The following is a 24724-nucleotide window of genomic DNA, read 5'->3' as shown; positions in this document are numbered from 1 at the left end:
GGGCAGCGGCAGCCCTCACCCCAGCACGTCGGCGAGGGTCCGGGCGAGCATCCGGGCCAGCTCGTCGGGGTCGGTCGCGGGGTCGCCCAGGCGACGGATGGCGGCGAGGCACAGGGTCCGGACGCAGAGCGCCAGCCAGTCGTCGCTGAGCGGGGTGGTCAGCTCCCCGCTCACCCGGCGGGCGGCGATCTCCGCCCGGATCGGCTCGGCCTGGACGGCGACCCGGGCGGACTCCTCGAGGTGCGGGACGACGGCGAGGACGACGTCGCGGTAGCGGGCGCTCAGCTCGACCACCCGGCGGGCCAGCAGGTCGAGCGCGCCGGCCCAGGGCAGGGGCCGCATCTCGTCGAGGACCGCCGGGACGACGAGCGCCGCGGTCTCCTCGACGACGGCACGGGTGAGCGCGTCACGGTCCTCGAAGTGCCGGTAGACGGTGGCCCGGGTCAGTCCGGCCGCCTCGGCGATCTCGGTGACGCTGGCGTGCGGGTCGTCGCCGAGCACCCGCGTCGCCGCCTCGACGATCGACTGCCTGTTGCGGCGTCCGTCGGCCCGACCCGACTCCCTCGTGGACATGCCCCGAGCCTAGGCGGGGCGGCCCTAGGGTCGTCCCCGTGGACTCCCCGACCCTCTGGTGGCCCGGCCCGCTCGACGCGCAGGGCCTGGCGTCCGACGCGGTCGGGGACGCGTGCGCGGCGCTGACCGCGCTGGCCGGGCGGCGCGGGCTCCCGGTCGAGGTCTCGACGGCTCCCGGGCTGGTCGCGGCGTCGTTCGCGGCCTTCGAGCACCTGCGCGTCGACGGGAGGGCGGTCGAGGGCTGGGCGCCGATGTCGGGGTTCGTCGCGGCCGCCGACGGGTGGGTGCGCGTGCACGCCAACTACCCGCACCACGCCGACGCGCTGCGCGTCGCGCTGGGCGCGACCACCCGCGAGGACCTGGAGCGGGCGGTCGCGGGGCTGCCGGCGAGCGACGTCGAGGAGCGGGTGGTCGGCGCCGGCGGGATCGCGACGGCGGTCCGGACCGAGGAGGAGTGGGCCGCCCACCCGCACGGCCGGGCCACGCGGAGCGACCCGTGGTGGAACGAGGAGGCGGGCGCCGCGCGGGCCGCGCTGGACCCCGCCCGCGCCCTCCCGCTGGAGGGGGTGCGCGTCCTCGACCTCACGCGGGTGATCGCGGGGCCGACCTGCTCCCAGGCGCTGGCCTGCCTCGGGGCCGACGTGCTGCGGGTGGACCCGCCGCAGCGGCCCGAGCTGCTCGACCAGCACCTGTCCACCGGGATGGGCAAGCGGTCCGCCGAGGTGGACCTGCGCGACGGCGGCGCGCAGGTCCGCGGGCTGCTGCCCCGGGCCGACGTCGTGCTGGTCGGCTACCGGCCCGGCTCCCTGACCCGCTTCGGCCTCGACCCGGGGCAGCTGCTCGAGCAGCACCCGACGCTGGTCGTCGGGTCGCTGTCGGCCTGGGGGGAGCACGGCCCCTGGGGCGGCCGTTCGGGCTTCGACTCGATCGTGCAGGCGGCCTCCGGGATCGCGGTCGCGTGCGGCAGCAGCGACCGACCCGGAGCGCTGCCGGTGCAGGCCCTCGACCACGCCACCGGACACCTGCTGGCCGCCCGAGTGGTCTCGCTCCTCGCCCGCGGGCGCGGGGGAGTGGTGCGCGCGAGCCTGCTGGGTGCCGCCCGCGACCTGCTCGCCCGGCCCCGGGTCGCCGCGGGTGACCCGGTGCAGGGGCCGCCGGTGCCGACCGTCGGTGTCGGGTCGCCGTACGGGCCGCTCGTCGCGGTGCCGCCGCCCTACCTCCTCGACGGGCGCACCGTCGAGCGCGACGTCACGGCGTACGGCGCCGCGGAGCCGGCCTGGCGCTGACCCGCCCGACGTCGAACCGGCTCAGTGGTCCTCGCCCCAGTTGGCGACGAGCGCGGCGACGGGCGGCAGGACGGCGGCGACGACCGACATGGCCACCGCCAGGGCGGTCGACCAGAGCCGGACGACGTTCCAGGCGAGCACGATCAGCACCACGCAGGTCCCCATCAGGGCGAAGTACCAGCGCTTGCGGCGGCGTAGCCGGACGCTCTGCGCCTCGGCGGCGTCGCTCACCGGGAAGGGTCGCTGGCGTCCCATGCCTCCAGCCTGCCACCGCGGTGTCCGCGGCGACCTCCCGCCGCGGCCGCCGCCACCGCCACCCGCCCGGCCCGGGGCGCCAGCGCGAGGCGCCGGGCCAGCCCGGAGGCGACGCGGGTGCGTTGGCCGGCCCGCAGCCGGGCGCGTTCGTAGCGGCGCACGCCCTCGGGCCCGTGCGCGTTGAGCGCCTCGCCGAGCACGATGGCGTCGACCATCGCCTCGCACGCGCCGCGGCCGAGGTTGGGCGACATGGCGTGCGCCGCGTCGCCGACCAGCACGTAGCGGCCGCGGACGAGGCCGCGCGGCCGCCGCGACTCCAGGATCGGGTTCACGACCGTCTGCTCCGGCGTGGCCGCGGCGAGGGCGTCGCGCACCAGCGCCGGGAACCCGGCGTACGCCTCCCGAGCCCAGGCCAGCCCCTCCTCGGGCGACGCCCCGCGCCGGCGAGCGGAGGCGTACCAGTTGGTCCCTGGGCCGGCGGGCAGCGGGTCGGGGCCGACGCCGAAGAGCATGCCGTCGCCCCAGAACTCGTGCATGCGGTCCAAGGGTGCGTCCGGCGGGGTCTCCAGCACCCCCCGGACGGCGACGACGCCGATGTCGCGCGGCTCGTCGCCCCAGACCCGCCGCCGGACGACGCTGCGCGCACCGTCGGCGGCGACCACGAGGTCCCCGGTCAGCGCCCCGGGGTCGTCGACGTGGCGCTCCTCCCGTGCGACCGTCCCCGGCACGGCCGCCCCGAGGAGCTCCAGCAGCGCCGGCCGGGCGACGAGCCAGACCTCGACGTCCTGGGTGGTGGCGACCGGGCGGCGCGCGCTGTCGGCGGTGATCAGGCCGGAGGCGAGCCGGAGGCCGCGACTGCGGAGCCCGTCGGCGAGCCCGACCCGGGCCAGCGCCTCGAGCGCGAACGGCCAGATGCCGAACGCGGTGGGGACCCGGCCGGCGCCGGGACTGCGCTCCACGAGCGTCACGTCGTACGTCGCGGGGTCGAGCGTGGCGGCCAGCGCGAGGCCGGCGACGCCGCCGCCGACGATGGTGAGGGAGGGCATGGGACGACTGTAAGACTACATCTGTAGTGAACACAACACCTGTAGTGTCACCGCGTGCCCACCCGTCGAGAGCTCGTCGCCGACGCGGCCGTGACCGTCCTGGCCAGGGACGGGCTGCGCGGCCTCACCCACCGCGCCGTCGACGCGGAGGCGGGGCTCCCTGCTGGCAGCGCCTCCAACCTGCACCGCAGCCGCACTGCGCTCCTCGAGACCGTCGTGGACCGCCTCGAGGAGCTCGACCGGGCGCTGCTCACCTCGACGCCGCAGCCCGACCCGACCTCGCCGCGGGAGGTGGCGGCGTACCTCGCCGACAGCGTCCGCCTGATGACGTCGCCGGAGCACGTCCGGGCGACCCGTGCCCGCCTCGCCCTGCTCCTCGACGACACGGCCACCGACGCCCTGGACGCCGGGCACCAGCACCTGCTGGCGATGCTCGAGGCGGTGCTGGCCGCGGGCGGCCACGCCGATCCTGCTCCGACGGCGCGCGCGGTCTCCGACCTCCTCGACGGCGCGCTCGTGCACGCCGTGGCGATGCCGTCGCGCCGGGTCGACGTCGCCGAGCTCGCCGACGCAGTGGAGCGCCTGCTGCGCTGAGGGGCCCTACGCGGAGCCGTCGGCGGGACCGTCGTAGACGAGTCCGTCGGGGGTGACCCGCGCGCCCTCCGCGGGGGCGTGCTCGGTCAGCGAGCCGTCGTGGCCGAGGTGCAGGGTCGGGACGCCGTGCAGCAGCACCGCGACGTCGGCGACCAGTCGCCGGTGGCAGCGCCACCACAGGCTCTCGCTGCACATCACGACGACCCGGCCGCCCCCGTCGAGCTCGCCGAGCAGCGCGTCGAGGCCGGCGCGAAACTCCGGCGTGCGGGTGTGCGCGGCGTAGGCGGCGAACGCCGCCACCCGCCACCACGGGTCCCGGTCGGGCTCGTCGGTCGCGGTGCGCCGCCGGCCGCCCAGCCGCTCCTCCCAGCGGTAGGTCACCCCGGCGGTGGGCAGCCACTGCTCGAGCTCGGCGCGGGCCACGTGCGGGTGGCGCCGGCTGCCCGGGAACCGGCGTACGTCGACCACCCGGCGTACGTCGGCCGCCCGCAACAGCTCCGTGAGCTCCTCGCGGCTGGCCTGCCCGTGCCCGAAGGTCAGCAGCGGCTCCATCGGGACACCGTAGCCGTGCCGCATCGGGGGTATGGACCGCTGCGGCGGGCCGGTGCTGCACTGGAGAGGTGCTGTTCGAGGTCGAGACCAAGGCGTCGCCCGAGCAGGTGCTCCGCGCCCTCACCGACTTCTCCAGCCGCCGGCTCGACACCTGGAGCCGCACGCTGGACCCGAAGCGCTACGAGCTGCGCGAGGAGGGGGAGACCTGGGCCGTGGCGAAGGAGGCGACGCCCGGCTCGCCCTTCTGGGTGGTCGCGCACTACGACTGGTCGGACCCCGCGGTGGTCCGGATGTCGGTGCGGGAGAGCAGCTACGGCGGCGCCGGCGACGGGCTGGTCCGGATCACGCCGCGGCCCGGGGGCGGCAGCCACCTGGCGGTCGAGTGGGAGAACACCGGCGCCCGGCGGGTGCGGGACAAGGTGCTGCTGACCGTCCTGCACAAGGGTCCGATGGGGCGGATGATCTCCCGGCTCTGGGCCGCCTCGCTGGACAGGTACGCCGAGAGGGAGGCCGGGTCCTAGCCGGCCGCCATCAGCGGTGAGCGCGCCCGCAGTGCCGGGTGACCTCGGTGTCGCAGTGGTCGGGTCCGCCACGACCGTTGGCGCGGTCACGGCCGCGGCCACCGATCAGTCGGTCGCCCACCTTCGTGGACGAGCCCGCCAGCACGTCGCGGCCCGGTCCTCCGAGGGCGACCTGCCGCCGGGCGGGGACGCGCTTGTAGCGCAGGTCGTTGTAGGTCAGGCTGATGAGGTCCCCTCCGCCCTGCCCACGCACCACCACGTCGCGGCCGAAGGCGGTGAGATGGTCGGCACCCGGCCCCCCGTCGGCCCTCACGACCTTGCCGCCCAGGACCGCCTGGTCGACGCCGCCTCGTCCATGGAACGTCACCCGATCTGCGAACGCGTCCACGTTGTCACGACCGTCGGTCCCGACGATCTGCGTCCGGCCACCCTTCGCACTGCTCGAGAACCGCGCGCGCTCGAAACCGGTGAGCGGAACGGCGTCACCGTCGCACGCCACCTCGGTCGCAAGCCGGACCCTCAGGTCGGCGCACGCCCGGTAGTAGTCGACGCTGTCCCGTCCCGGTCCACCGTCGATCTCGCGCACCTGCGACCACGAGCTGTACCCGCCCTCGACGGCGTCGCTTCCGCCGCCCATCCGCACCTCACCCAACATGCCGTGGCGGACGAAGAGGGACTCGTCGGCCTCGGTGCCGAGGAAGGAGACGGAGGGCTCCGGGTTCGGGGTCAGGTACTCCCCGACCTCCCACGAGCCGACAAGACCGTCCCAGGCCAGCACCTGCACGCCGTCCACGGTTGCCCGCGCGGAAGGTGCGTCGATCAGCAGCTCGAGATCCTTCCCCGGGGGAGTGGGTGGCAGGACCACGGAGAGGCTGACCGCGGTCGGAGCGGCGTCGGAGAAGTCCAGGCGACCCCCGGAAGCCATCGCCCCCCGGTAGTGGAGCTCGGCCGCACCTGGCCCGAACGAGATGACGTCGGCGTTGCTTCCGTCGGCCGACGGAAGCGACCACACCTCGTCGGGGAGGGTCGGATCGGCGGAGCCGCCACCCATGTCGATCACGTCCCGCTGGCTTCCCGGCAGGGCTGTGAAGTCGTGCGGGCGCTCCGTGTCGGCGAAGACGGTCTCAGCGAAGCCGGCGCCGGTGAACCGGTCGTCCCCGCCGCCGAGATAGACCGTCATGCCCGACCCCACGCTCGACTCGTTGACGACCACGTCGTTGCCGGGCCCGGCGTTCACCACACCCCACGGCCCCCGCGGGTCCCGACCACCGGACGGGGCCCCGGGAACCAGGCAGATCGTGTCGTCTCCGCCCAAGGCGTCGAAGCTGTTCCATCCCCCGGGAGTCATCGCGACCACGTCGTCGCCCTCGCTGCCTGTCGTGACCTGTGCGGTGGCCACGATCGTCACCGGCTTCCCCAGGCAGGTCGTCGCCGCGGTCGCGCCGGCTGGGTCGAGGGCCCCGCCCGCTGCGAGGGCGGGCACGACGGCCACGAGCGCGACCGCGGGCCACCGGACAAGTCGTGCGAGGTTCACCCGGGCTCCTGGCGTCGTGTCGAGACCGTCTTCGTCGGCGAAGACTAGCCTCCACGCGGCGGCACCGCGTCGAGGTAGAGCCAGCGCCCCGCGCGCCGCGCGAACCGGCTGCGCTCCCGCTGCTCGCCGCCGGCGTACCGGGCGACGAACTCCACCACGCCCTCCTCGTCCTCCGGTCCGCCGTCGACCACGTCGACGACCTCCAGCCCGGTCCACCGCGTCGAGGGGTCGAGCACCACGTCGTCCGGGCGGGTCCGCGGGTGCCAGGTGGTGAAGAGGTAGTCGGCCTCCCCGACCACGAAGGCGCTGTAGCGCGACCGCATCAGCTCCTCGGCCGTGACCGCCCGGGCGGCCCCGCGGTGCAGGCGCCCGCAGCACTCGTCGTACCCGGCACCGGACCCGGTGTCCGACCCACGGTTCCCACCACAAGGACACTCCCGCACCAGCACCCCGCGAGGCTACCGTCGGAGCGTGCCCAGCACCGTCACCTGGCTCAGCGCCTTCCTCGACCTGCCTGCCGGCCGGTTCGACGAGGCGGTCGCGTTCTGGCAGGGGGTGACGGGCTACGACCTCTCCCGTCCTCGGGGTGCAAGCGCTGAGTTCGCCACCCTGCTGCCGCCGGACGCCGACGACCACCTGCGGGTCCAGCGGCTCGCCGAGGGTGGCCCGCGGATCCACCTCGACCTGCACGTCGCCGACCCGCGGCAGGCCGCCGACGAGGCCGTGCGGCTGGGCGCCACGGAGGTCGCCGACCACGGGTACGTCGTCCTCCGCTCGCCGGGTGGGCTCACCTTCTGCTTCGTCGGCCACCAAGCCTCCCGGCCCGCCGCCCCCGCGACCTGGCACGACGACGGGCACGACGACGGGAAGGTCACGGACCGGACCTGGCGCAGCGCGGTCGACCAGGTCTGCCTCGACGTGCCCCGCGGCGTCTGGGAGCCGGAGTGCCGGTTCTGGGCGGCGGTGCTCGGCTCCGACTGGCAGCCGACCCCGCCGCCGGGCGACTTCCGCGGCTTCCGCCCCGTCGGCGCCCTCCACGTGCTCGCCCAGCGGCTCGAGGAGGCCGACGGCGAGGTCCGCGCCCACCTCGACCTGAGCTGCGACGACGTGCCCGCGGAGGTACGCCGGCACCTCGCCCTCGGCGCCCGGGTCGAGGCCGAGCACGCGCAGTGGACGGTGCTGCGCGACCCCGCCGGCTCGCCGTACTGCATCACCGTCCGCCGCCCCGGGTAAGGGAGGCGCATGGCTGAGGAGGAGTACACCGAGATCGTCCAGCAGGTCGCCGAGATCGCCCAGGAGCACGGGCTGCGGATCGGCGCGGCCGAGTCGCTGACCGGGGGCGCGATCACCTCGGCCCTGGCGATGGGCGAGGCGGCGGCGGAGTGGTTCCGCGGCGGCGTGGTGGCCTACATGCCCGAGGTGAAGTTCGACCTCCTCGGCGTCACCCCCGGCCCCCTGATCAGCGACCGCTGCGCCGACGAGCTCGCTGCCGGCGCGGTGAAGGCGCTCGACGCCGACGTCGTCGTCTCCACCACGGGTGCCGGCGGCCCCGACGAGGAGGAGGGGCACCCGCCCGGCACCGCGGTCATCGGCTTCTCGGTCCGCGGCGCCACCTCCACCACGTGGGTCCACCACGACGGCGACCCCGAGGACGTCGTCCACGCCGTCCGCGACGACGCGCTGCGGGCGCTGCTGGCGCAGCTCCGGACGCTCGCGGACTGAGCCGCCCGCGGCCCACTGCGGCGTCGCCGTCTAGCGTCCTCCCATGACGAGCGGCCCCGCAGAGACGCCCCGCCCCGTCCCGCCCGGCCTGGTCGAGGCGTTCCGGGAGTACGAGCGGGCGTTGATGGCCGACGACGTGGAGGCGCTGGACCGGCTCTTCGCGCCCGGCCCGACGACCCTGCGCGGCGACGCCGAGGGGCTGCTCGTGGGCCACGACGCGATCGCCGAGTTCCGTGGCTCCCGCGGCGGCGCCCCGCGCCGCCGGATCGTCCAGACCCACGTCCAGGTGGTCGACGACGACCACGCGCTCGTCGTGGCCGTCACCGAGCTCGAGCGCGGCGGCCGGGGGCAGCAGACCCAGCTCTGGGCGCGGTCGGCCACCGGGTGGGCGGTCACCGCCGCGCACGTCTCCGTCCCCGCTCCCGCCCTGGACACCCGCGTGTGGCGGGTCGTCGGCGACCCGCTCGTCCCCGGTGCGGGGAGCGGTCCGCTGGCCGGCGAGACCCTCGCCGTCAAGGACCTGTACGCCGTCGCCGGCCACCGCGTCGGCGCCGGCAACCCCACGTGGCTGGCGCAGGCGCCGGTCGAGTCGGAGCACGCGACCGTGGTCGGCCGGCTGCTGGCGGCCGGCGCGGACGTGCGCGGCCTCGCCCGCACCGACGAGCTCGCGTGGTCCCTGGCCGGCACCAACGCCCACTCCGGCACCCCGCCCAACCCTCGGGCGCCGGGCAGGATCCCCGGCGGCTCCTCGTCGGGGTCGGCCAGCGCCGTGTCGCTCGGCCACGCCACCGTCGGGCTCGGCACCGACACCGGCGGCTCGATCCGGGTGCCCGCGGCCTACCAAGGGCTGCACGGGATCCGCACCACCCACGGACTCCTGCCTCGCGACGGCCTGCTGCCGCTGGCCCCCTCCTTCGACACCGTCGGCTGGCTGACCCGCGACGCCGCCACCCTGCGCCGGGTCGGCGAGGTGCTGCTCCCGCCGTCACCGGGCGGCGGCGACGACCTGGTCGTCGTACCGAGCCTGCTGGCGCTCGCGACGCCCGAGGTGGCGGCCGCGGTCGAGGGGCACGTCGACGCAGTGGCGCCCGGCGTGGCCCGCGAGGAGTGGGACCTCCCGCTCGACGACTGGCTCGACGCCTTCACCACCCGCCAGGGGTTCGAGGCCTGGCAGGCCCACGGCGGCTGGGCCGGCGGCCGGCTCGACGCCCTCGGCCCCGACGTCGCCGGCCGGTTCCGGCACGCGGGCACCCTCTCCGCCGCCGACGGCGAGCGCGCCGCGGGCGTGGCGGCCGAGGCACGGACGCGGATCCGCGACCTGGTCGGCGACCGGGTGCTCGTGCTGCCCTCGGCGGCCTCGGTCGCGCCGCGTCCGCGCGACGACATGGCCCGGGTCCGCTCCGCCACCCTGCGGCTCACCCTGCTCGCCGGCCTCGGCGGGCTCCCGGCGGTCAGCCTGCCGACCAGCGCGGGCGGGCTGCCCTGCGGCGTCTGCCTGGTGGCCGCCCCGGGCCGGGACCGCGACCTGCTCGACCTGGCGGTGCGGCTCTCCAAACCGTAACGTGGCTGAAACGACCGTTCCCGGTTCGCTTTACATCGACGTCCTAGTTTCACAGGACCCGAGGAGGCGGCATGCGGATCGAGCAGTTCAACCAGCAGGACGCGGAGGACGCGGCCGCGCAGCTGCGTGCCTGCGCGGCGATCGACCACTGGGTCGACGCGCTGGTGGCGGCGCGCCCCTACGACAGCCGTGAGGAGCTGCTCACCCACGCGATGAGCCTGGCGGCAGGATGGACCGCCGACGACGTGGAGGCCGCCCTGGCCGACCACCCCCGGATAGGGGAGCGCCACCCGGGCGGCGCCGCGGCGGACCACTCCGCGCGCGAGCAGGCCGGGATCGACCCGGCCGACGCCGAGGTGCAGGCGCGGCTCCTGGCGGGCAACCGCGCCTACGAGGAGCGCTTCGGGCGGATCTTCCTGGTCCGGGCCGCCGGCCGCTCGGCGGGCGAGATCCTCGCGCTCCTCGAGGAGCGCCTCACCCTCGAGCCGGCCCTCGAGCTGCGGGTCACCGCCGACCAGCTCGCCGAGATCGCCCTGCTCCGGATGGAAGGACTCCTCTCATGAGCGCCACCTGCTCCACCCACGTCCTGGACGCCGCCCGCGGGCGGCCCGCGGCCGGCCTGCGCGTGGCCCTGGCCGACGCCGCCGGGCGCACCCTCGTCGAGGCGGTCACCGACGCCGACGGCCGCGTCCGGTTCGACGCCGACCTCGAGCCGGGCATGCACGCGCTCGGCTTCGAGACGGGGGCCTGGTTCGCCGCCGACGGCCGCGACTGCTTCCACCCCCACGTCGACGTCGCCTTCACCGCTGCCGACGGCGAGCACCACCACGTGGCGCTGCTGCTCAGCCCGTTCGCCTACACCACCTACCGGGGGAGCTGAGATGGCAGCCGGAGACGCGGTCCTGGGCCGCAACCAGTACGGCAAGGCCGAGTGCCGCCTCGTCCGGGTCGACCGGGAGGCCCCGACCCACCGGATCACCGACCTCACCGTCACCACCCAGCTGCGCGGCGACTTCGTCGCCTGCCACACCGACGGCGACAACGCGCAGGTGGTCGCGACCGACACCCAGAAGAACACCGTCCACGCCTTCGCCCGCGACGGCATCGGTGCCCCCGAGACCTTCCTGACGAGGCTGGCCCGCCACTTCGTCGACTCCTTCGAGTGGGTCGACGGCGCCCAGATGTCGGCCGAGCAACACGCCTGGGGGCGGATCCCGGTCGGCGGCCGGGCGCACGACCACGCCTTCCAGCGCGACGGCGGCGCCACCCGCACGGCCGTCGTCCAGGTCGACGGGGACGCCGTCCACGTGCTCGCCGGGCTCACCGGTCTCACTGTGCTGAAGTCGACCGGCTCGGAGTTCCACGGCTTCCCCCGCGACCGCTACACGACCCTGGCCGAGACCACCGACCGGATCCTCGCCACCAGCGTCACCGCGCGCTGGCGCTACCGCCCCGCCGCCTCGGCCGCGATGAGCAGCGAGCAGTACGACGCGACGTACGCGGGGATCACCGAGACCCTCCTGGAGACCTTCGCCACCCTCCACTCGCTCGCGCTGCAGCAGACGATCTTCGAGATCGGCAAGGCGATCCTCGACCGGTTCGACACGGTCGCAGAGGTGCGGCTCTCGTGCCCCAACAAGCACCACTTCCTCGTCGACCTCGACCCCTTCGGCCTCGACAACCCCGGCGAGGTCTTCCACGCCGCCGACCGCCCCTACGGCCTGATCCAGGCCGAGGTGCGGCGCGAGGGCGAGCCCGAGGAGCCCGCCGCCTGGGCCGCCGTGCCGGGGTTCTGCTGATGACGCTCGCCGCCGTCCGCGCCCGCCAGGTCCTGCTCGACGACGACCTGGCCCCCGCGACGCTGACTCTCGACGACGGCCGCATCGCCGCCGTCGAGCCCTTCGACCACCCCGTGCCGGGGGAGGTGCTCGACGTCCCCGACCACGCCGTCGTCCTCCCCGGGGTCGTCGACACCCACGTGCACGTCAACGAGCCCGGCCGCACCCACTGGGAGGGGTTCGCCACCGCCACGACCGCCGCCGCCCTCGGCGGCGTCACCACCCTCGTCGACATGCCCCTCAACTCGGTGCCGCCGACCACCACGGTCGCCGGGCTGCGGGCCAAGCAGGAGGCCGCCCGCGGCCAGCTCGCGGTCGACGTCGGCTTCTGGGGTGGCGCGGTCCCGGGCAACCTGGCCGACTTTGAGCCGCTCTGGGCGGCCGGGGTGATGGGCTTCAAGTGCTTCCTCTCGCCGTCGGGGGTGCCGGAGTTCCCGCCGCTCGACCCCGACCAGCTGGTGGCCGCGGCCACCGAGGTGGCGCGGCTCGGAGCCCTGCTGCTGGTGCACGCCGAGGACCCCGACGTCCTCGACCGTGCCCCCGCGCCCCCCAGCCGGGCGTACGCCGACTTCCTGCTCTCGCGCCCCGACGAGGCGGAGGTCTCCGCGATCGCCCGGGTGGTCGAGGTGGTCCGCCGCACCGGCGCCCGGGTGCACCTGCTCCACCTCTCCAGCGCCCGCGCCCTCGACCTGCTGGCCGAGGCCCGGGCCGACGGTCTGCCCCTGACGGTCGAGACCTGCCCGCACTACCTCTGCCTCGCCGCCGAGGACGTCCCCGACGGCGCGGGGGAGATGAAGTGCTGCCCCCCGATCCGGGAGGCCGCCAACGCCGACGCGCTGTGGGACGCGCTGCTCGCCGGCGTCATCGACGTCGTCGTCACCGACCACTCGCCCGCCACGGTCGCCGAGAAGACCCGGGGCGACGGCGACCTCCAGCAGGCCTGGGGCGGCATCGCCGGTCTCCAGGTCGGCTTCACCGCCGTGGCCTCCGAGGCCAGGCGCCGGGGCATCGGGATCGACCGGGTGAGCCGCTGGATGTCGCAGGGCACCGCCGACCTGATCGGCCTCGCCGGCAAGGGCCGGATCGCGCCGGGCGCCGATGCCGACCTGCTGGTCCACGACCCGACCGCCGAGACGCTCGTCGACGCCGCCCGGCTGGCCCACCGCCACCCGGTCTCGGCCTACCACGGACGCCGCTACGCCGGCCGTGTCGTGGAGACCCTGCTCCGCGGCGTCCCCGTCCGGGGGCGGCCGGACCTGGACCGGGGCCACCGGCTCGCGCGCGCGGGCATCCACGAGGGGAGCCCCGCATGACCAGCCACCCGACCAGCCACCCGAGCAGACAGGTCGACCCGCCGCCCCGGCTCCTCATGGGGCCCGGCCCGGTCAACGCCGACCCGCGCGTGCTGCGCGCCATGTCGGCCCAGCTGGTCGGCCAGTTCGACCCGTTCATGACGGAGACCATGAACGAGACGATGGCGCTCTACCGCGACGTCTGGCGCACCACCCACGAGCAGACCTTCCTCGTCGACGGCACCTCGCGCGCCGGCATCGAGGCCGCGCTGGTCTCGCTGCTCGAGCCCGGCGACCGGCTGCTGGTGCCGGTCTTCGGCCGCTTCGGCCACCTGCTCGCCGAGATCGGCACCCGGTGCGGCGCAGAGGTGCACACCGTCGAGGTGCCGTGGGGACGGGTCTTCACCCCCGAGCAGGTCGAGGAGGCCGTCGTCGCGGTGCGGCCGAAGGTGCTCGCCGTGGTGCACGGCGACACCTCCACGACGATGCTCCAGCCGCTGGCCGACCTCGGCGAGGTCTGCCGCCGCCACGACGTGCTGCTCTACTGCGACGCCACCGCCTCCCTGGCCGGCGTCCCGGTCGAGACCGACGCGTGGGGCCTGGACGTCGCCACGGCCGGCCTGCAGAAGTGCCTCGGCGGCCCCTCGGGCAGCGCGCCGATCACGATCGGCCCGCGCGCGGTCGACGTCATCACGGCCCGCCGCCACGTCGAGGCCGGACTCCGGGAGGCCGGCGACAGCGACAGCGGCCGGCGGATCGCGTCGAACTACCTCGACCTCGCCATGGTGATGGACTACTGGGGCCCGCGCCGGCTCAACCACCACACCGAGGCCACCACCATGCTCTACGGCGCCCGCGAGTGCGCCCGCCTGCTCGTCGAGGAGGGCATGGCCGCCGTCAACGCGCGGCACGCCCTCCACGGCGGCGCGATGCTGGCCGGGGTGCAGGGGCTCGGCCTGCAGGTCTTCGGCGACCTCGAGCACCGGATGCCCCACGTCGTCGCCGTCGAGATCCCCGACGGGGTCGACGGGGACGCCGCCCGCGCGGCGATGCTGGTGGAGTTCGGCATCGAGATCGGGACCTCCTTCGGTCCGCTCCACGGCCGGGTCTGGCGGATCGGCACGATGGGCCACAACGCCCGCCGCGACGCCGTCCTCACGACGCTCGCCGCGCTCGAGCAGGTGCTGCGGGCCGCGGGCGTGCCGGTCGCCGCCGGCGGCGGCGTCGACGCGGCCCGGGAGGTGTACGCGTGAGCCCCGACCTCGAAACCGACGCGCACCCCGACGCCTGCGAGGTGCTCGCCCGCTGCGACGAGCTCGCCGCGATCTCGGCGCGCCCCGACGGCATCGAGCGGGTGTACCTGACCCCGGAGCACCGGAAGGCCAACGACCTCGTGCAGGAGTGGATGCTCCGCGCCGGGCTCGTCACCTGGGTCGACGCCGCCGGCAACGTCTGCGGTCGGCGCGAGGGGCGGGTCCCGGGCCTGCCCGCCCTGCTGCTCGGCAGCCACCTCGACACCGTTCCCGACGCGGGACGGTACGACGGCATCCTCGGCGTGGTGCTGGCCGTCGCGGTCGCCGAGCGGCTGCGCGACCGCGGCCGTGACCTCCCCTTCGCCCTCGAGGTGGTCGGCTTCTCCGACGAGGAGGGCGCGCGCTTCGGCAAGGCCCTGCTCGGCTCGTCGGCCGTCGCCGGGCTCTGGGACCAGGAGTGGTGGGAGCTCGCGGACCGCGACGGCACCACGCTGCGCGAGGCCACGGAGCAGTTCGGCCTCGACACGGCGCTGATCGGCACCGCGGCCCGCCGCCGCGAGGACCTCGTCGGCTACCTCGAGGCCCACATCGAGCAGGGCCCCGAGCTCGAGGCCGCCGACGCCGCGCTCGGCTACGTCACCTCGATCGCGGGCGCCCTGCGGCTCACGCTGGTCGTCACCGGCGAGGCCCGGCACGCCGGCGGGACGCCGTACCCCCGCCGTCGCGACGCCCTGGTCGGCGCCAGCGAGATCGTCACCGCGGTCGAGCGCCGCGTCCGCGACTCCGACGCCGTGGCCACTGTGGGCCGGCTCGAGGTGCAGCCGGGCGCGGTCAACGTGATCCCCGGCCGGGTCGAGCTCACCCTCGACCTGCGCGCCGCGACCGACGCCGAGCGCGACGCCCTGTGGGAGGAGCTGCACGCCGAGATGAGGCGCACCTGCGCGGCGCGCGGCCTCGGGCTGGAGGTGCGGCGCGACCACGTCGCCGCCGCGGCGCGCACCGCCGGGCGGCTGCGGCAGGCCGTCGTGGCCGGGATCGCCGCCGCGGGCGACCCCGCCCCGCTCGGGCTGTGGAGCCGCGCCGGCCACGACGCCATGGTGATGGCGGCGGTCACCGACGTGGCGATGCTCTTCGTCCGCTGCCACGACGGGATCAGCCATCACCCGGGGGAGTCCGTCCGGGCCGACGACGTCGACCGGGCGCTGGTGGCGCTCGAGGCCGCGGTGCTCGCCCTGGCGGGGACGTCGTGACCACCGGGCGGAGCGCGCCGCCGGCCGGCCGGATCGACGAGCGGATCGCGGCCCGGATCGGCTCGCTCTCGCCGCAGGAGCGGCGGGCGGCGGCGACGCTGCTGGAGCACCTCGACGACCTCGCCACCTACCGGGCCGCCGAGCTCGCCACCCTGGCGGGCGTCTCCAAGGCCACGATGAGCCGGCTCTTCCGCAGCCTGGGGTACGTCGACTTCGACGAGGCGCGCGAGCACCTGCGCGCCCTGCGCAGCGCCGGTGAGCCGCGGCGGACCAAGGGGGCGGCCGACCTCGCCGCCCACGCCCAGGCCGAGGCGGCCGCGATCGCCCGGGCGCTGGCGCGGCCGGCGCTGGGCCGCGTCGTCGAGCTGCTCACCGCCGCGCGGACGGTGCTCGTCGTCGGCTGGCGCAACAGCCACCCCGTCGCCCTGCACCTGCGCCAGCAGCTCGCGCAGGCGCGAGGCGGGGTCCGGCTCGCGCCGCTTCCCGGCCAGACGGTGGGGGAGGAGCTCGCCGACCTGGGGCCCGGCGACGCCGTGGTGGTCTGCGGCTTCCGCCGCCGCCCGGAGGGGTTCGGGAGGTTCCTCGCCGACGCGGCCGCGACGGGGGCCGCGGTGGTGCTCGTGGCCGACCCGAGCGGCGCGCCGCACGCCGTGCACGCCACCGCCTGGCTCGAGTGCCCGGTCCACTCCGACCTGGCCTTCGACAGCTACGCCGCGGCGATGAGCCTGGTCGGCGTGGTGGCCGACGGCGTCTTCACCGCGGCGGGCCGGGAGGCCGAGGAGCGGGTCGGCGCGATCAGCCGCCGCTACGAGCGCCTGGCCGAGGTGGAGCGCTGATGGACCTCGCGACCGTGACGTCGTACCGCCCGGCGCTCGAGCGCGGCGACCTCGCCCTCGGGCCGGGCGAGCGGCTGCTCGGCGGCGGGACGTGGCTCTTCTCCGAGCCGCAGCCGGGCACCACCGGCCTGGTCGACCTCACCACGCTGGGCTGGCCGCCTGCCGAGTCGCTCCCCGGCGGCGGGCTGCGCGTCTCGGCCACCTGCACGGTCGCCGGGCTGCTGGAGCTGCCCTGGGGTGGGGGCCCCGGCGACCTGGCCCGCACCTGCGCCGACGCCCTGCTCATGTCGTTCAAGGTGCGCGCCAGCGCCACCGTCGGCGGCAACGTCTGCCTCGCGCTGCCCGCGGGCGCGGTGCTGGCCCTCACGGCGGCACTCGACGGGGAGGCCGTGATCTGGACCGCCGGTGGCGGGGAGCGTCGGGAGCGGGTGGTCGACCTGGTCACCGGCGTCGGCACGACGACCCTGCGCCACGGCGAGGTGCTGCGGGCCGTCGACCTGCCGGCCCGCGCCCTGCGCTGCCGGACCGCCGGGCGGCGGATCTCGCTCACCGAGCGCGGCCGCACCTCCTCCCTGGTGCTGGGCCGGGCCGACGAGCACGGCACCACCCTCACCGTCACCGGTGCCACCACCCGCCCCGTCGTCATCCACCTGCCCGCCGACGAGGGGCGGGCGGCGCGCCGCGACCGGCTGGTGGCCGGCCTCGGGGCCGTCGACTGCTGGTACGACGACCCCCACGGCGCCGCCGACTGGCGCGAGGCCGTCACGGGCCTGCTGGCCGCCGAGGTGCTCGAGGAGCTGACGTCGTGAGCGCCCCCGGACGCACTCTCGTCGACGGCGTCCCCGTCGAGGGCGCCCCCGGTCCCGGCCAGTGCCTGCGCACCTGGCTGCGGGGCACCGGACACCTGGCGGTGAAGAAGGGCTGCGACGCCGGCGACTGCGGCGCCTGCACGGTGCTGCTCGACGGCACCCCGGTGCACTCCTGCGTCGTCCCCGCCGTGCGTGCCGTGGGCCACGAGGTCACCACCGCCGCCGGGCTGGGCGGCCCGGAGGAGCCGAACCCGGTCCAGCGGAGCTTCGTGGCGGCCGGAGGGTTCCAGTGCGGCTTCTGCACCGCCGGCTGGGTGGTCACCGCCACCGCGCTGGCCGACGCCGACGGCCGGGTGGAGGTCGAGGACCCGGGCACCACGTTCAAGGGCAACCTCTGCCGCTGCACCGGCTACCGCGCCATCGCCGACGCGCTCGCCGGCCGGGTCAACACCGCGCCCACGGGGGAGGGCGCCTTCGGCCGCTCGATCGGGGCCCCTGCCGGGCCGCGGCTCGTCGCCGGCTGCGAGCCCTTCACCCTCGACCTCCCCGAGCAGGGGGTGCTCCACGTCAAGCTGGTCCGCAGCCCGCACGCCCACGCCCGCGTGCTGCGGGTCGACACCGCGGCCGCCGAGGCGCTGCCGGGGGTCCACCTCGTGCTGACCCACCGCGACGTGCCCGACGTGCTCTACTCCACCGCCCGCCACCACAGCCGCCTCGACGACCCCGACGACATGCGGATGCTCGACGACGTGGTCCGGTTCCGTGGGCAGCGGGTCGCCGCCGTGGTCGCCGACTCCGTCGTCCTCGCCGAGCGGGCCGCGGCCCTGGTCGAGGTCGACTACGAGGTGCTGCCCGCGGTGCTCGACCCCGAGGCGGCCCGCCGCCCCGGCGCCCCACTCGTGCACGGCGACAAGGACCCCGAGGCCTCCCGGATCGCCGAGCCCGGCCGCAACGTCGTGGCGGCCAGCCACGGCGAGGTCGGCGACGTGGCCGCCGGCCTCGCGGCCGCGGCGTACACCGTCTCCGGCACCTGGCGCACCGCCCGCGTCAGCCACGCCGCGCTCGAGACCCACGGGGCACGGGCGTGGCTGGACGACGACGGCCGGCTGGTGGTGCGCACCAGCACCCAGGTGCCGTTCCTGGTCCGCGACGAGCTCGCCCACGTCCTCGACCTGCCGCGCGACCGGGTGCGGGTGGTGACCGCCCGGGTGGGCGGGGGCTTCGGCGGCAAGCAGGAGATGCTCGTGGAGGACGTCGTCGCCCTCGCGGCGCTGCGCCTGGCCGAGCGCGGCGACCCCCGCCCGGTGCAGCTCGAGCTGACCCGCGAGGAGCAGTTCACCGCCGTCCCGTGCCGGCACCCGATGCGGGTCTCCGTCGAGCTCGGCGCCGACGCCCACGGGGTGCTCACCGCGCTGCGGGTCGACGTGCTCAGCGACACCGGCGCCTACGGCAACCACGCCGCCGGGGTGCTCTTCCACGGCTGCCACGAGTCGGTCGCGCTCTACCGCTGCCCCAACAAGCGGGTCGACGCCGAGGCGGTCTACACCCACCAGGTGCCGTCGGGCGCGTTCCGCGGCTACGGGCTGGGCCAGGTGATCTTCGCGATCGAGTCGGCCATGGACGAGCTGGCCCGTGAGGCCGGGCTCACCCCGGCCGAGGTGCGGCGTCGCAACGTCGTCGTGCCCGGCGACGACTTCGTGGTCAACGCGCCCGCTTCCGGCGACCTCCTCTTCGGCAGCTACGGCCTCGACCAGTGCCTCGACCTCGTCGAGCGGCACCTGGCGACCGGCGGCGGCGACCCCGCCCCGGTCGACGACGGCCTGGGCCCGTGGCGGGTCGGGGAGGGGATGGCCGCGGCGATGATCGCCACCATCCCGCCGCGCGGCCACCACGCCGACGCGACCGTCACCCGGTTCCCCGACGGCACCGTCGAGGTTGCCGTGGGCAGCGCGGAGTTCGGCAACGGCACCGCCACCGTCCACGTGCAGGTCGTGGCCGAGGAGCTCGACGTCGACCCGCGCCTGGTCCGGCTCCGGGCCGGCGACACCGACGCCGCCGAGCACGACACCGGCGCCTACGGCTCGACCGGCTCGGTCGTCGCCGGGACGGCGGTCGCCGAGGCCGCCCGGGAGGTACGTCGCCGGCTCGACGCCGGCGCCGACCCCACCCGCCCCGTCGTGGGCCGGGGCGAGCACCGCGGCACCCCGCGCTCGGTCGCCTTCAACGTGCACGGCGTCCGGGTGGCGGTCCGCCCGACCACCGGCGAGCTGCGCGTCCTCGACTCCGTCCAGGCCGTCGACGCCGGCGTCGTGATCAACCCCGAGCAGCTCCGCGGCCAGGTCGAGGGCGGGGTCGCGCAGGGGTTCGGCAGCGCGCTGCAGGAGGAGGTCCGCCTGGTCGCCGGGGCCGTCACCACGGCCGCGTTCCGCAGCTACCGGGTGCCGCAGCTCGCCGACGTCCCACACACCGAGGTGCTCTTCGCCGACACCTTCGACACGCTCGGACCGCGCGGCGCCAAGTCGATGAGCGAGGCGCCGTACAACCCCGTGGCCCCTGCGGTGGCCAACGCCGTGCGTGACGCCCTCGGGAGGCGTCCGTACGAGATCCCGATGACCCGCGACCGCCTCTGGCGGCTCGTGCGCCGGCACCCTGAGGAGGACGCATGACGCAGCACGACTCACACTGGCTCCAGGAGGCCGTCGGCCTGGCCGTCGACAACGTGGCCGTCGGCGGGGGGCCCTTCGCCGCGCTGGTCGTCCGCGACGGCGAGGTGGTGGCCTCGGGCGTCAACCGGGTGACCCTCGACCTCGACCCCACCGCGCACGCCGAGGTCTCGGCGATCCGCGCCGCCTGCCGCGAGCTCGGGTCGTTCACGCTGGCCGGCTGCGAGCTCTTCACCTCGTGCGAGCCCTGCCCGCTCTGCGTCGCCGCGGCGCTGTGGGCGCGGCTCGACCGGGTGGTCTTCGCCGCTGACCGGCACGACGCCGCCCGCGGCGGCTTCGACGACCACCACTTTTACGAGCTGATGGACGTCGACCCGCAGCAGTGGCCCAGCCCGGTCGTCCCGCTGCGGGTGGAGGACGCCGCCCGCCCCTTCGACGCGTGGCTCGGCAAGGCCGACCGCACGCACTACTGAGGGCTGAAACGAACGTTTACGCCTCTGAAACCTGCGGTGCCGAGTCGCGAAATCCGGCGCCCCTAGCGTCACTGTCCACAAGGGCACGACCGCGCTCGGGAGGTCGGTCTCGTCACCCCGGCACGCGTGCCAGCCACCCCGCAGGAGGACCCCCATGACCCTGTCCCACCGTCGCCCCCGCCGCGGCCTGCGCGTCGCGGCGCTGGTCGTCGCCTCGTCGCTCGCGTTCGCCGCCTGCGGCTCCGACGACCCGGAGCCGGCCGCCACGGGGGAGGACGCCGACTTCGGGACGCTCACCCTCCAGCTCTCCTGGGTGAAGAACGCCGAGTTCGCGGGCGAGTTCTTCGCCGACCAGAACGGCTACTACGAGGACGCCGGCTTCACCTCGGTCACGATGAACCCGGGCCCCGGCCCCGTCGAGACGCTGGTCGCCACCGGCGAGGCCGACTTCGGCCTGAGCAACGCCGTCGCGACCGCGCAGGTCATCGCCGAGGAGGAGGCGCCGCTGAAGATCGTCGGCACCAAGTTCCAGAAGAACCCCTTCACCATCCTGTCGCTCAAGGACGGCGCCGACATCGCCACCCCGCAGGACCTGGTCGGCAAGAAGATCGGCGTCCAGGCCGGCGGCAACGAGACGCTCTTCGACGCCCTGCTCGAGGTCAACGGGATCGACCCGGCCGACGTCAAGAAGGTCCCCGTCGAGTACGACCCCTCCCCGGTGGTCGACGGCGAGGTGGACGGCTTCCTGGCCTACATCACCAACGAGTCGCTGACCGTCTCCATGGACGGCATCGAGGTCACCAACCTGCCCTTCGCCGACAACGGCCTGCCCTTCGTGGCCGAGAGCGTGATCACCACCGACCAGATGATCGCCGAGGAGCCCGAGAAGGTGAAGGCGTTCCTCACCGCCGAGATCCTCGGCTGGAAGGACGCGCTCGCCGACGACGAGGAGGCCGCCCGCCTCGCGGTCGAGGTCTACGGCAAGGACCTGGGCCTCGACATCGCCAAGGAGACCGAGCAGGCCAAGGTCCAGAGCGGCCTGATCGTCACCGACGAGGTCGAGGCCAACGGGCTCTTCACCATCACCGACGAGCTGATCGAGGGCAACCTCAAGACGTTGGCCGCCGCGGGCATCGAGATCGAGGCCGACGAGCTCTTCGACCTCTCCCTGCTCTCCGAGCTGCTCGAGGAGAAGCCCGAGCTCGCCGAGCTGGACTGATGACCGACACCACCACCCGCACGGACGCCGCGACCGCGGGAGCCGCCACCGGCTCCCGCGGCACGGGGGTCCGGATCGAGGGCCTCACCAAGACCTTCCGCAGCGGCCGCCGCCAGGTGACCGCGCTGGACGACACGACGCTCTTCACCGACAGGGGCAGCTTCCTGTCGCTGCTCGGCCCGTCGGGCTGCGGCAAGTCGACGATCCTGCGGATCCTCGCCGGGCTGGAGACGCCGACCCGTGGCTCCGCCCTCGTCGAGGGGAAGACGCCCCTGGAGCTGCGCCGCGACCACGAGCTCGGGATCGCCTTCCAGGACTCCGCCCTGCTCCCGTGGCGCTCGGTGCTCTCCAACGTGCGCCTGCCGTTCGAGGTGTCGGGGCAGAAGGTCGACGACGCGCTCGTCGCCGAGCTGATCCGGCTCGTCGGCCTGGAGGGCTTCGAGAAGGCCAAGCCCGCCCAGCTCTCGGGCGGCATGCGACAGCGCGTCTCGATCGCGCGGGCGCTGGTGGTGAAGCCGTCGGTGCTGCTCCTCGACGAGCCCTTCGGGGCGCTGGACGACATGACCCGCCAGCGGCTCAACCTCGAGCTGCTCCGGATCTGGACCGAGAAGCCGGCGACCACGCTGATGGTCACCCACGGCATCTCGGAGGCGATCTTCCTCTCCGACCAGGTGGCGGTGATGAGCGCGCGGCCGGGCCGCGTCAAGGAGGTGATCGAGGTCGACCTGCCACGGCCCCGGACGCCCGAGATGATGCGGACGCCGGAGTTCCACGCCCTCCACGACCACGCCTCCGAGCTGCTCTTCGGGGGCGACGGGTGAAGGGGCTGCTCGCCGTCCTCGCCGTGTGGTGGCTGGCGACGGTGACCCTGCTCGCCGACGTCCGGGTGCCGACGCCGCCCGAGGTGGTCGGGGCCGTCGGCGACTCGGGCTGGGAGTTCTGGTCGACCCACTTCGGCGTGACGCTGGAGGAGGCGTGCGTCGGGTTCCTCTACGGCAACGCGGCGGCGCTCGTGCTCGCCTCGCTGGTGCTGCTGGTGCCCTTCGCCGAGACGGTGATCATGCAGGTCGCGGTGATCTCCTACTGCCTGCCGGTCGTGGCGATCGCCCCGGTGCTCTACATCGTGATCGGCGTCCCCGAGCCGGGGGAGCGCTCCGGCACCGCCGTCGCGCTGGCCGCCCTGTCGGTCTTCTTCACCACGGTGGTGGGGGCGCTGCTCGGCTTCCGCTCCGCCGACCGGGCCAGCCTCGACGTGGTGAGCGTCTACGGCGGCGGCCGGTTCCAGCAGCTGCGGCGGGTCCAGCTCGTCTCCGCGCTCCCGGCGATCCTGGCCGCCCTGCAGATCGCCGCCCCGGCGGCCTTCCTCGGCGCGATCCTCGGCGAGTACGTCGGCGGCATCGACCGCGGCGTCGGGCTCGCGCTGAAGATCGCCCAGCAGAACATCGACGTCGCACAGGCCTGGGCCATCGGCTTCGGCTGCGCGGCGCTCGCGGGGGCGGCGTACGCCGGCTTCGGGCTGCTGTCGCGGCTGGTGACCCCGTGGTCGCGGGGCGCGGCGGGGCAGGGTGCGTCGTGAGGGCCCTGCTGAGCGCGGTCGGTCGCGCGCTGGTCACCCTCTGCTTCGTGGTCGGCGTGGTCCTGCTGCTCTGGGTGGCCGGCCTGAGGTTCTTCGAGGTCTCCGACTACGTCGGCAAGGGTCCCAGCGACGTGTGGGCCCACCTCGTCACCGACGAGGACGCCGCCGAGACCCGCGCCGAGGCCTGGTCGCTGCTCGTCAAGACGCTGCAGGACGCCACCCTCGGCTTCGTTGCCGGGATGCTGGCGGCCGTCGTCCTCGCGGGGGCGATCGTGCTCTCGCGCAGCTTCGAGAGCGCGGTGATGCCGATCGCGATGATCCTGCGCTCGGTGCCGCTGATCGCGCTCGCGCCGATCATCATCCTCATGGTCGGGCGCGGCTTCGCGGCCGTGGCCGTGATGAGCGGCATCGTCGTCCTCTTCCCGGCGCTGGTCAGCCTGGTGCTGGGGCTGCGGTCGGCGTCCGACCAGGTGCGCGACGTCGTGCTCGTCTACGGCGGCTCGCCGTGGGCGGTGCTGCGCAGGGTCTCGTTCCCGTCGGCCCTTCCCGCGCTCTTCGCCTCCATCCGGATCTCAGTGCCGGGCGCGATCACCGGTGCCCTGCTCGCTGAGTGGCTCGCCACCGGCGAGGGGATCGGCTACGCGATCGTCTCCGCCGCGGCCCGGTCGAAGATCAACGACGTCTGGTCGCTGGTCGTGGTGATCACGCTGGCCTCCCTCGTGCTCTACCTCGTCGCCCAGCTGGTCGAGGCCGTCGTGCTCTCCCGCTTCGGGAAGGAGGCCGGCCGTGTCGCGTGACCTCCCGAACGACCCGGCCGTCGAGGCGGTCGTCACCGCGCTTCCCAAGATCAGCCTGCACTGCCACCTGATCGGGTCGGTCCAGGCCGCCACCGTCATGGACCTGGCGCGCAAGCACGGGGTCGACCTCGGCGCCCGCACCGCCGACGACCTCTACGACCACGCGAGCTACGAGAACCTCGGCGAGTTCCTCCGGGTGCTCGACGTGGTCGGCTCGGTCGTCCGCGACGTCGAGGACTTCCACCGGATCACCTACGAGTCGCTCACCGACGGGGGCGCCGCCCACGGCGTGCTCTACCGCGAGATCCACCTCAGTCCTCCGGGCCACCCGGGCGTCCCCTATCCCCGGCTGCTCGCGGGGGTGGTCGCCGGGATGGAGGACGCCCGAGCGGACACCGGGATCGACTCCCGGCTCGTCGTCGGCCTGTGCCGCAACGACAGCAGCACGGCCGCCGTCGAGCTGGTCGAGACGGTGATCGAGCACCGGATCGACGAGGTGCTCGGCATCGGCCTCGACTACGAGGAGGTGAAGGGCCCGCCGCACCTCTTCGTCGAGGCCTTCCAGCTGGCCGGCCGGGCCGGGCTGCGTCGTACGGCCCACTCGGAGTCGGGCCCGCCCAGGCACGTCCTCACCCTGCTCGACGAGCTCGGCTGCGAGCGCGTCGACCACGGTTACCACGTGGTCGACGACCCCGAGATCACCGCGCGCTGCGTCGAGGAGCGCATCCCCTTCACCTGCACCCCGGTCAGCTCCGACATCGGGCGCTACTCCGGCAGCGGCGACGGGACCCACCACCGGATCAGGGAGATGGTCGACGCGGGGCTCTGCGTGACCGTCGACTCCGACGACCCCCCGATGTTCGGCACCGACCCGACCCACGACCACCGCGTCCTCGCCCACGCTCTCGGCTACGGCCGCGACGAGCTGGCCGCCCTCACCTGCAACGGCGTGGAGGCGACCTGGCTCGACGACTGCGACAAGGCCGCCCTGGCCCGCCGCGTGGAGGAGGCGCTCGCCGCCGTCCCCGATCCGACCCCCGTCCCGACCCCCGTCCCCACCACCTGAGGAGCAGA

Annotated in this window: 27 protein-coding genes; 21 read left to right on the top strand and 6 right to left on the bottom strand. The window is 75.3% G+C overall.

Annotated elements, in window-relative coordinates; translation table 11 throughout:
* Positions 1-15: 15 nt before the first annotated feature.
* Positions 16-573 (bottom strand): TetR/AcrR family transcriptional regulator, encoded by a 558-nt coding sequence (locus DNK53_RS17760; RefSeq protein WP_204163849.1) that lies wholly within the window; start codon positions 571-573, stop codon positions 16-18.
* 38 nt (positions 574-611) lie between these two features.
* Between DNK53_RS17760 and DNK53_RS10055 the strand changes: the two genes are divergently transcribed.
* Entirely contained in the window at positions 612-1859 is a 1248-nt protein-coding gene (locus DNK53_RS10055; RefSeq protein WP_204163848.1) for a CoA transferase, read from the top strand.
* A gap of 21 nt (positions 1860-1880) precedes the next feature.
* Here the strand turns inward: DNK53_RS10055 and DNK53_RS10050 are convergent, their stop codons facing one another.
* Both DNK53_RS10050 and DNK53_RS10045 read right to left on the bottom strand, forming a co-directional pair.
* Complete coding sequence (locus tag DNK53_RS10050; RefSeq protein WP_110182110.1) at positions 1881-2114, bottom strand: DUF3099 domain-containing protein; 234 nt, start codon at positions 2112-2114, stop codon at positions 1881-1883.
* Complete coding sequence (locus tag DNK53_RS10045; RefSeq protein WP_110182109.1) at positions 2087-3160, bottom strand: FAD-dependent monooxygenase; 1074 nt, start codon at positions 3158-3160, stop codon at positions 2087-2089. Before DNK53_RS10045 ends, DNK53_RS10050 begins: the two co-directional genes overlap by 28 nt.
* A 54-nt stretch (positions 3161-3214) precedes the next feature.
* Between DNK53_RS10045 and DNK53_RS10040 the strand changes: the two genes are divergently transcribed.
* Positions 3215-3754 (top strand): TetR/AcrR family transcriptional regulator, encoded by a 540-nt coding sequence (locus DNK53_RS10040; protein WP_110182108.1) that lies wholly within the window; start codon positions 3215-3217, stop codon positions 3752-3754.
* A 6-nt stretch (positions 3755-3760) separates the two neighbouring features.
* Here the strand turns inward: DNK53_RS10040 and DNK53_RS10035 are convergent, their stop codons facing one another.
* Positions 3761-4306: a DUF488 domain-containing protein gene (locus tag DNK53_RS10035; RefSeq protein ID WP_110182437.1), complete on the bottom strand. Its 546-nt coding sequence runs from the start codon at positions 4304-4306 to the stop codon at positions 3761-3763.
* 68 nt (positions 4307-4374) lie between these two features.
* Between DNK53_RS10035 and DNK53_RS10030 the strand changes: the two genes are divergently transcribed.
* Positions 4375-4827: an SRPBCC family protein gene (locus tag DNK53_RS10030; protein WP_110182107.1), complete on the top strand. Its 453-nt coding sequence runs from the start codon at positions 4375-4377 to the stop codon at positions 4825-4827.
* A 10-nt stretch (positions 4828-4837) separates the two neighbouring features.
* Here the strand turns inward: DNK53_RS10030 and DNK53_RS10025 are convergent, their stop codons facing one another.
* Together DNK53_RS10025 and DNK53_RS10020 are read right to left on the bottom strand one after the other, a co-directional pair.
* On the bottom strand, positions 4838-6361 hold the full coding sequence (locus DNK53_RS10025; RefSeq protein WP_110182106.1) for a hypothetical protein: 1524 nt from the start codon (positions 6359-6361) through the stop codon (positions 4838-4840).
* A gap of 44 nt (positions 6362-6405) precedes the next feature.
* Positions 6406-6804: a YchJ family protein gene (locus tag DNK53_RS10020; protein WP_110182436.1), complete on the bottom strand. Its 399-nt coding sequence runs from the start codon at positions 6802-6804 to the stop codon at positions 6406-6408.
* Positions 6805-6832: 28 nt separating this feature from the next.
* On the opposite strand from DNK53_RS10020, the gene DNK53_RS10015 reads away from it, so the two are divergent.
* The 18 genes from DNK53_RS10015 to add all read left to right on the top strand — a co-directional run bounded on the left by DNK53_RS10015 (position 6833) and on the right by add (position 24716).
* Positions 6833-7594 (top strand): VOC family protein, encoded by a 762-nt coding sequence (locus tag DNK53_RS10015; RefSeq protein ID WP_110182105.1) that lies wholly within the window; start codon positions 6833-6835, stop codon positions 7592-7594.
* A gap of 9 nt (positions 7595-7603) precedes the next feature.
* Positions 7604-8083 carry a CinA family protein gene (locus DNK53_RS10010; RefSeq protein WP_110182104.1) on the top strand — a complete coding sequence of 160 codons (480 nt, stop codon included), beginning with the start codon at positions 7604-7606 and terminating at the stop codon, positions 8081-8083.
* Positions 8084-8126: 43 nt separating this feature from the next.
* Positions 8127-9644: an AtzH-like domain-containing protein gene (locus DNK53_RS10005; RefSeq protein WP_110182103.1), complete on the top strand. Its 1518-nt coding sequence runs from the start codon at positions 8127-8129 to the stop codon at positions 9642-9644.
* Positions 9645-9715: 71 nt separating this feature from the next.
* Entirely contained in the window at positions 9716-10207 is a 492-nt protein-coding gene (uraD, locus tag DNK53_RS10000; protein WP_110182102.1) for a 2-oxo-4-hydroxy-4-carboxy-5-ureidoimidazoline decarboxylase, read from the top strand.
* Positions 10204-10524, top strand: a complete 321-nt coding sequence (gene uraH, locus DNK53_RS09995; protein ID WP_110182101.1) for a hydroxyisourate hydrolase — start codon at positions 10204-10206, stop codon at positions 10522-10524. Before uraD ends, uraH begins: the two co-directional genes overlap by 4 nt.
* 1 nt (position 10525) lies before the next feature.
* Complete coding sequence (gene pucL / locus DNK53_RS09990; RefSeq protein ID WP_110182100.1) at positions 10526-11443, top strand: factor-independent urate hydroxylase; 918 nt, start codon at positions 10526-10528, stop codon at positions 11441-11443.
* Positions 11443-12795, top strand: coding sequence for an allantoinase AllB (allB, locus tag DNK53_RS09985; protein WP_204163847.1), 1353 nt, complete (start codon positions 11443-11445; stop codon positions 12793-12795). The genes pucL and allB overlap by 1 nt, the downstream gene beginning before the upstream one ends.
* Positions 12792-14027 (top strand): pyridoxal-phosphate-dependent aminotransferase family protein, encoded by a 1236-nt coding sequence (locus tag DNK53_RS17755; RefSeq protein ID WP_239456465.1) that lies wholly within the window; start codon positions 12792-12794, stop codon positions 14025-14027. The genes allB and DNK53_RS17755 overlap by 4 nt, the downstream gene beginning before the upstream one ends.
* Positions 14024-15277 carry an allantoate amidohydrolase gene (locus DNK53_RS17750; protein ID WP_204163846.1) on the top strand — a complete coding sequence of 418 codons (1254 nt, stop codon included), beginning with the start codon at positions 14024-14026 and terminating at the stop codon, positions 15275-15277. The genes DNK53_RS17755 and DNK53_RS17750 overlap by 4 nt, the downstream gene beginning before the upstream one ends.
* Entirely contained in the window at positions 15274-16113 is an 840-nt protein-coding gene (locus DNK53_RS09975) for a MurR/RpiR family transcriptional regulator (RefSeq protein WP_110182099.1), read from the top strand. Before DNK53_RS17750 ends, DNK53_RS09975 begins: the two co-directional genes overlap by 4 nt.
* Positions 16113-16922, top strand: a complete 810-nt coding sequence (locus DNK53_RS09970) for an FAD binding domain-containing protein (protein WP_110182098.1) — start codon at positions 16113-16115, stop codon at positions 16920-16922. The genes DNK53_RS09975 and DNK53_RS09970 overlap by 1 nt, the downstream gene beginning before the upstream one ends.
* Positions 16919-19588 carry a molybdopterin-dependent oxidoreductase gene (locus tag DNK53_RS09965; RefSeq protein ID WP_110182097.1) on the top strand — a complete coding sequence of 890 codons (2670 nt, stop codon included), beginning with the start codon at positions 16919-16921 and terminating at the stop codon, positions 19586-19588. The genes DNK53_RS09970 and DNK53_RS09965 overlap by 4 nt, the downstream gene beginning before the upstream one ends.
* Positions 19585-20058 (top strand): nucleoside deaminase, encoded by a 474-nt coding sequence (locus DNK53_RS09960; protein ID WP_110182096.1) that lies wholly within the window; start codon positions 19585-19587, stop codon positions 20056-20058. The genes DNK53_RS09965 and DNK53_RS09960 overlap by 4 nt, the downstream gene beginning before the upstream one ends.
* Before the next feature lie 154 nt (positions 20059-20212).
* A complete protein-coding gene (locus DNK53_RS09955; protein WP_110182095.1) occupies positions 20213-21277 on the top strand; it encodes an ABC transporter substrate-binding protein in 1065 nt (354 codons plus the stop codon).
* Entirely contained in the window at positions 21277-22098 is an 822-nt protein-coding gene (locus DNK53_RS09950) for an ABC transporter ATP-binding protein (RefSeq protein WP_110182094.1), read from the top strand. The genes DNK53_RS09955 and DNK53_RS09950 overlap by 1 nt, the downstream gene beginning before the upstream one ends.
* Entirely contained in the window at positions 22095-22853 is a 759-nt protein-coding gene (locus DNK53_RS09945; RefSeq protein ID WP_110182093.1) for an ABC transporter permease, read from the top strand. Before DNK53_RS09950 ends, DNK53_RS09945 begins: the two co-directional genes overlap by 4 nt.
* A complete protein-coding gene (locus tag DNK53_RS09940; RefSeq protein ID WP_204163845.1) occupies positions 22850-23650 on the top strand; it encodes an ABC transporter permease in 801 nt (266 codons plus the stop codon). The genes DNK53_RS09945 and DNK53_RS09940 overlap by 4 nt, the downstream gene beginning before the upstream one ends.
* The gene (add, locus tag DNK53_RS09935) at positions 23640-24716 is read left to right on the top strand and encodes an adenosine deaminase (RefSeq protein ID WP_110182091.1); all 1077 of its coding nucleotides are present in this window, start codon (positions 23640-23642) and stop codon (positions 24714-24716) included. Before DNK53_RS09940 ends, add begins: the two co-directional genes overlap by 11 nt.
* Positions 24717-24724: the final 8 nt, after the last annotated feature.

This window comes from Nocardioides solisilvae (assembly GCF_003194625.1).
Taxonomy (GTDB): Bacteria; Actinomycetota; Actinomycetes; order Propionibacteriales; family Nocardioidaceae; genus Nocardioides; species Nocardioides solisilvae.
The sequence above is the reverse complement of the archived record's forward strand: the minus strand, read 5'-3'. Positions and strand labels throughout refer to the sequence as shown.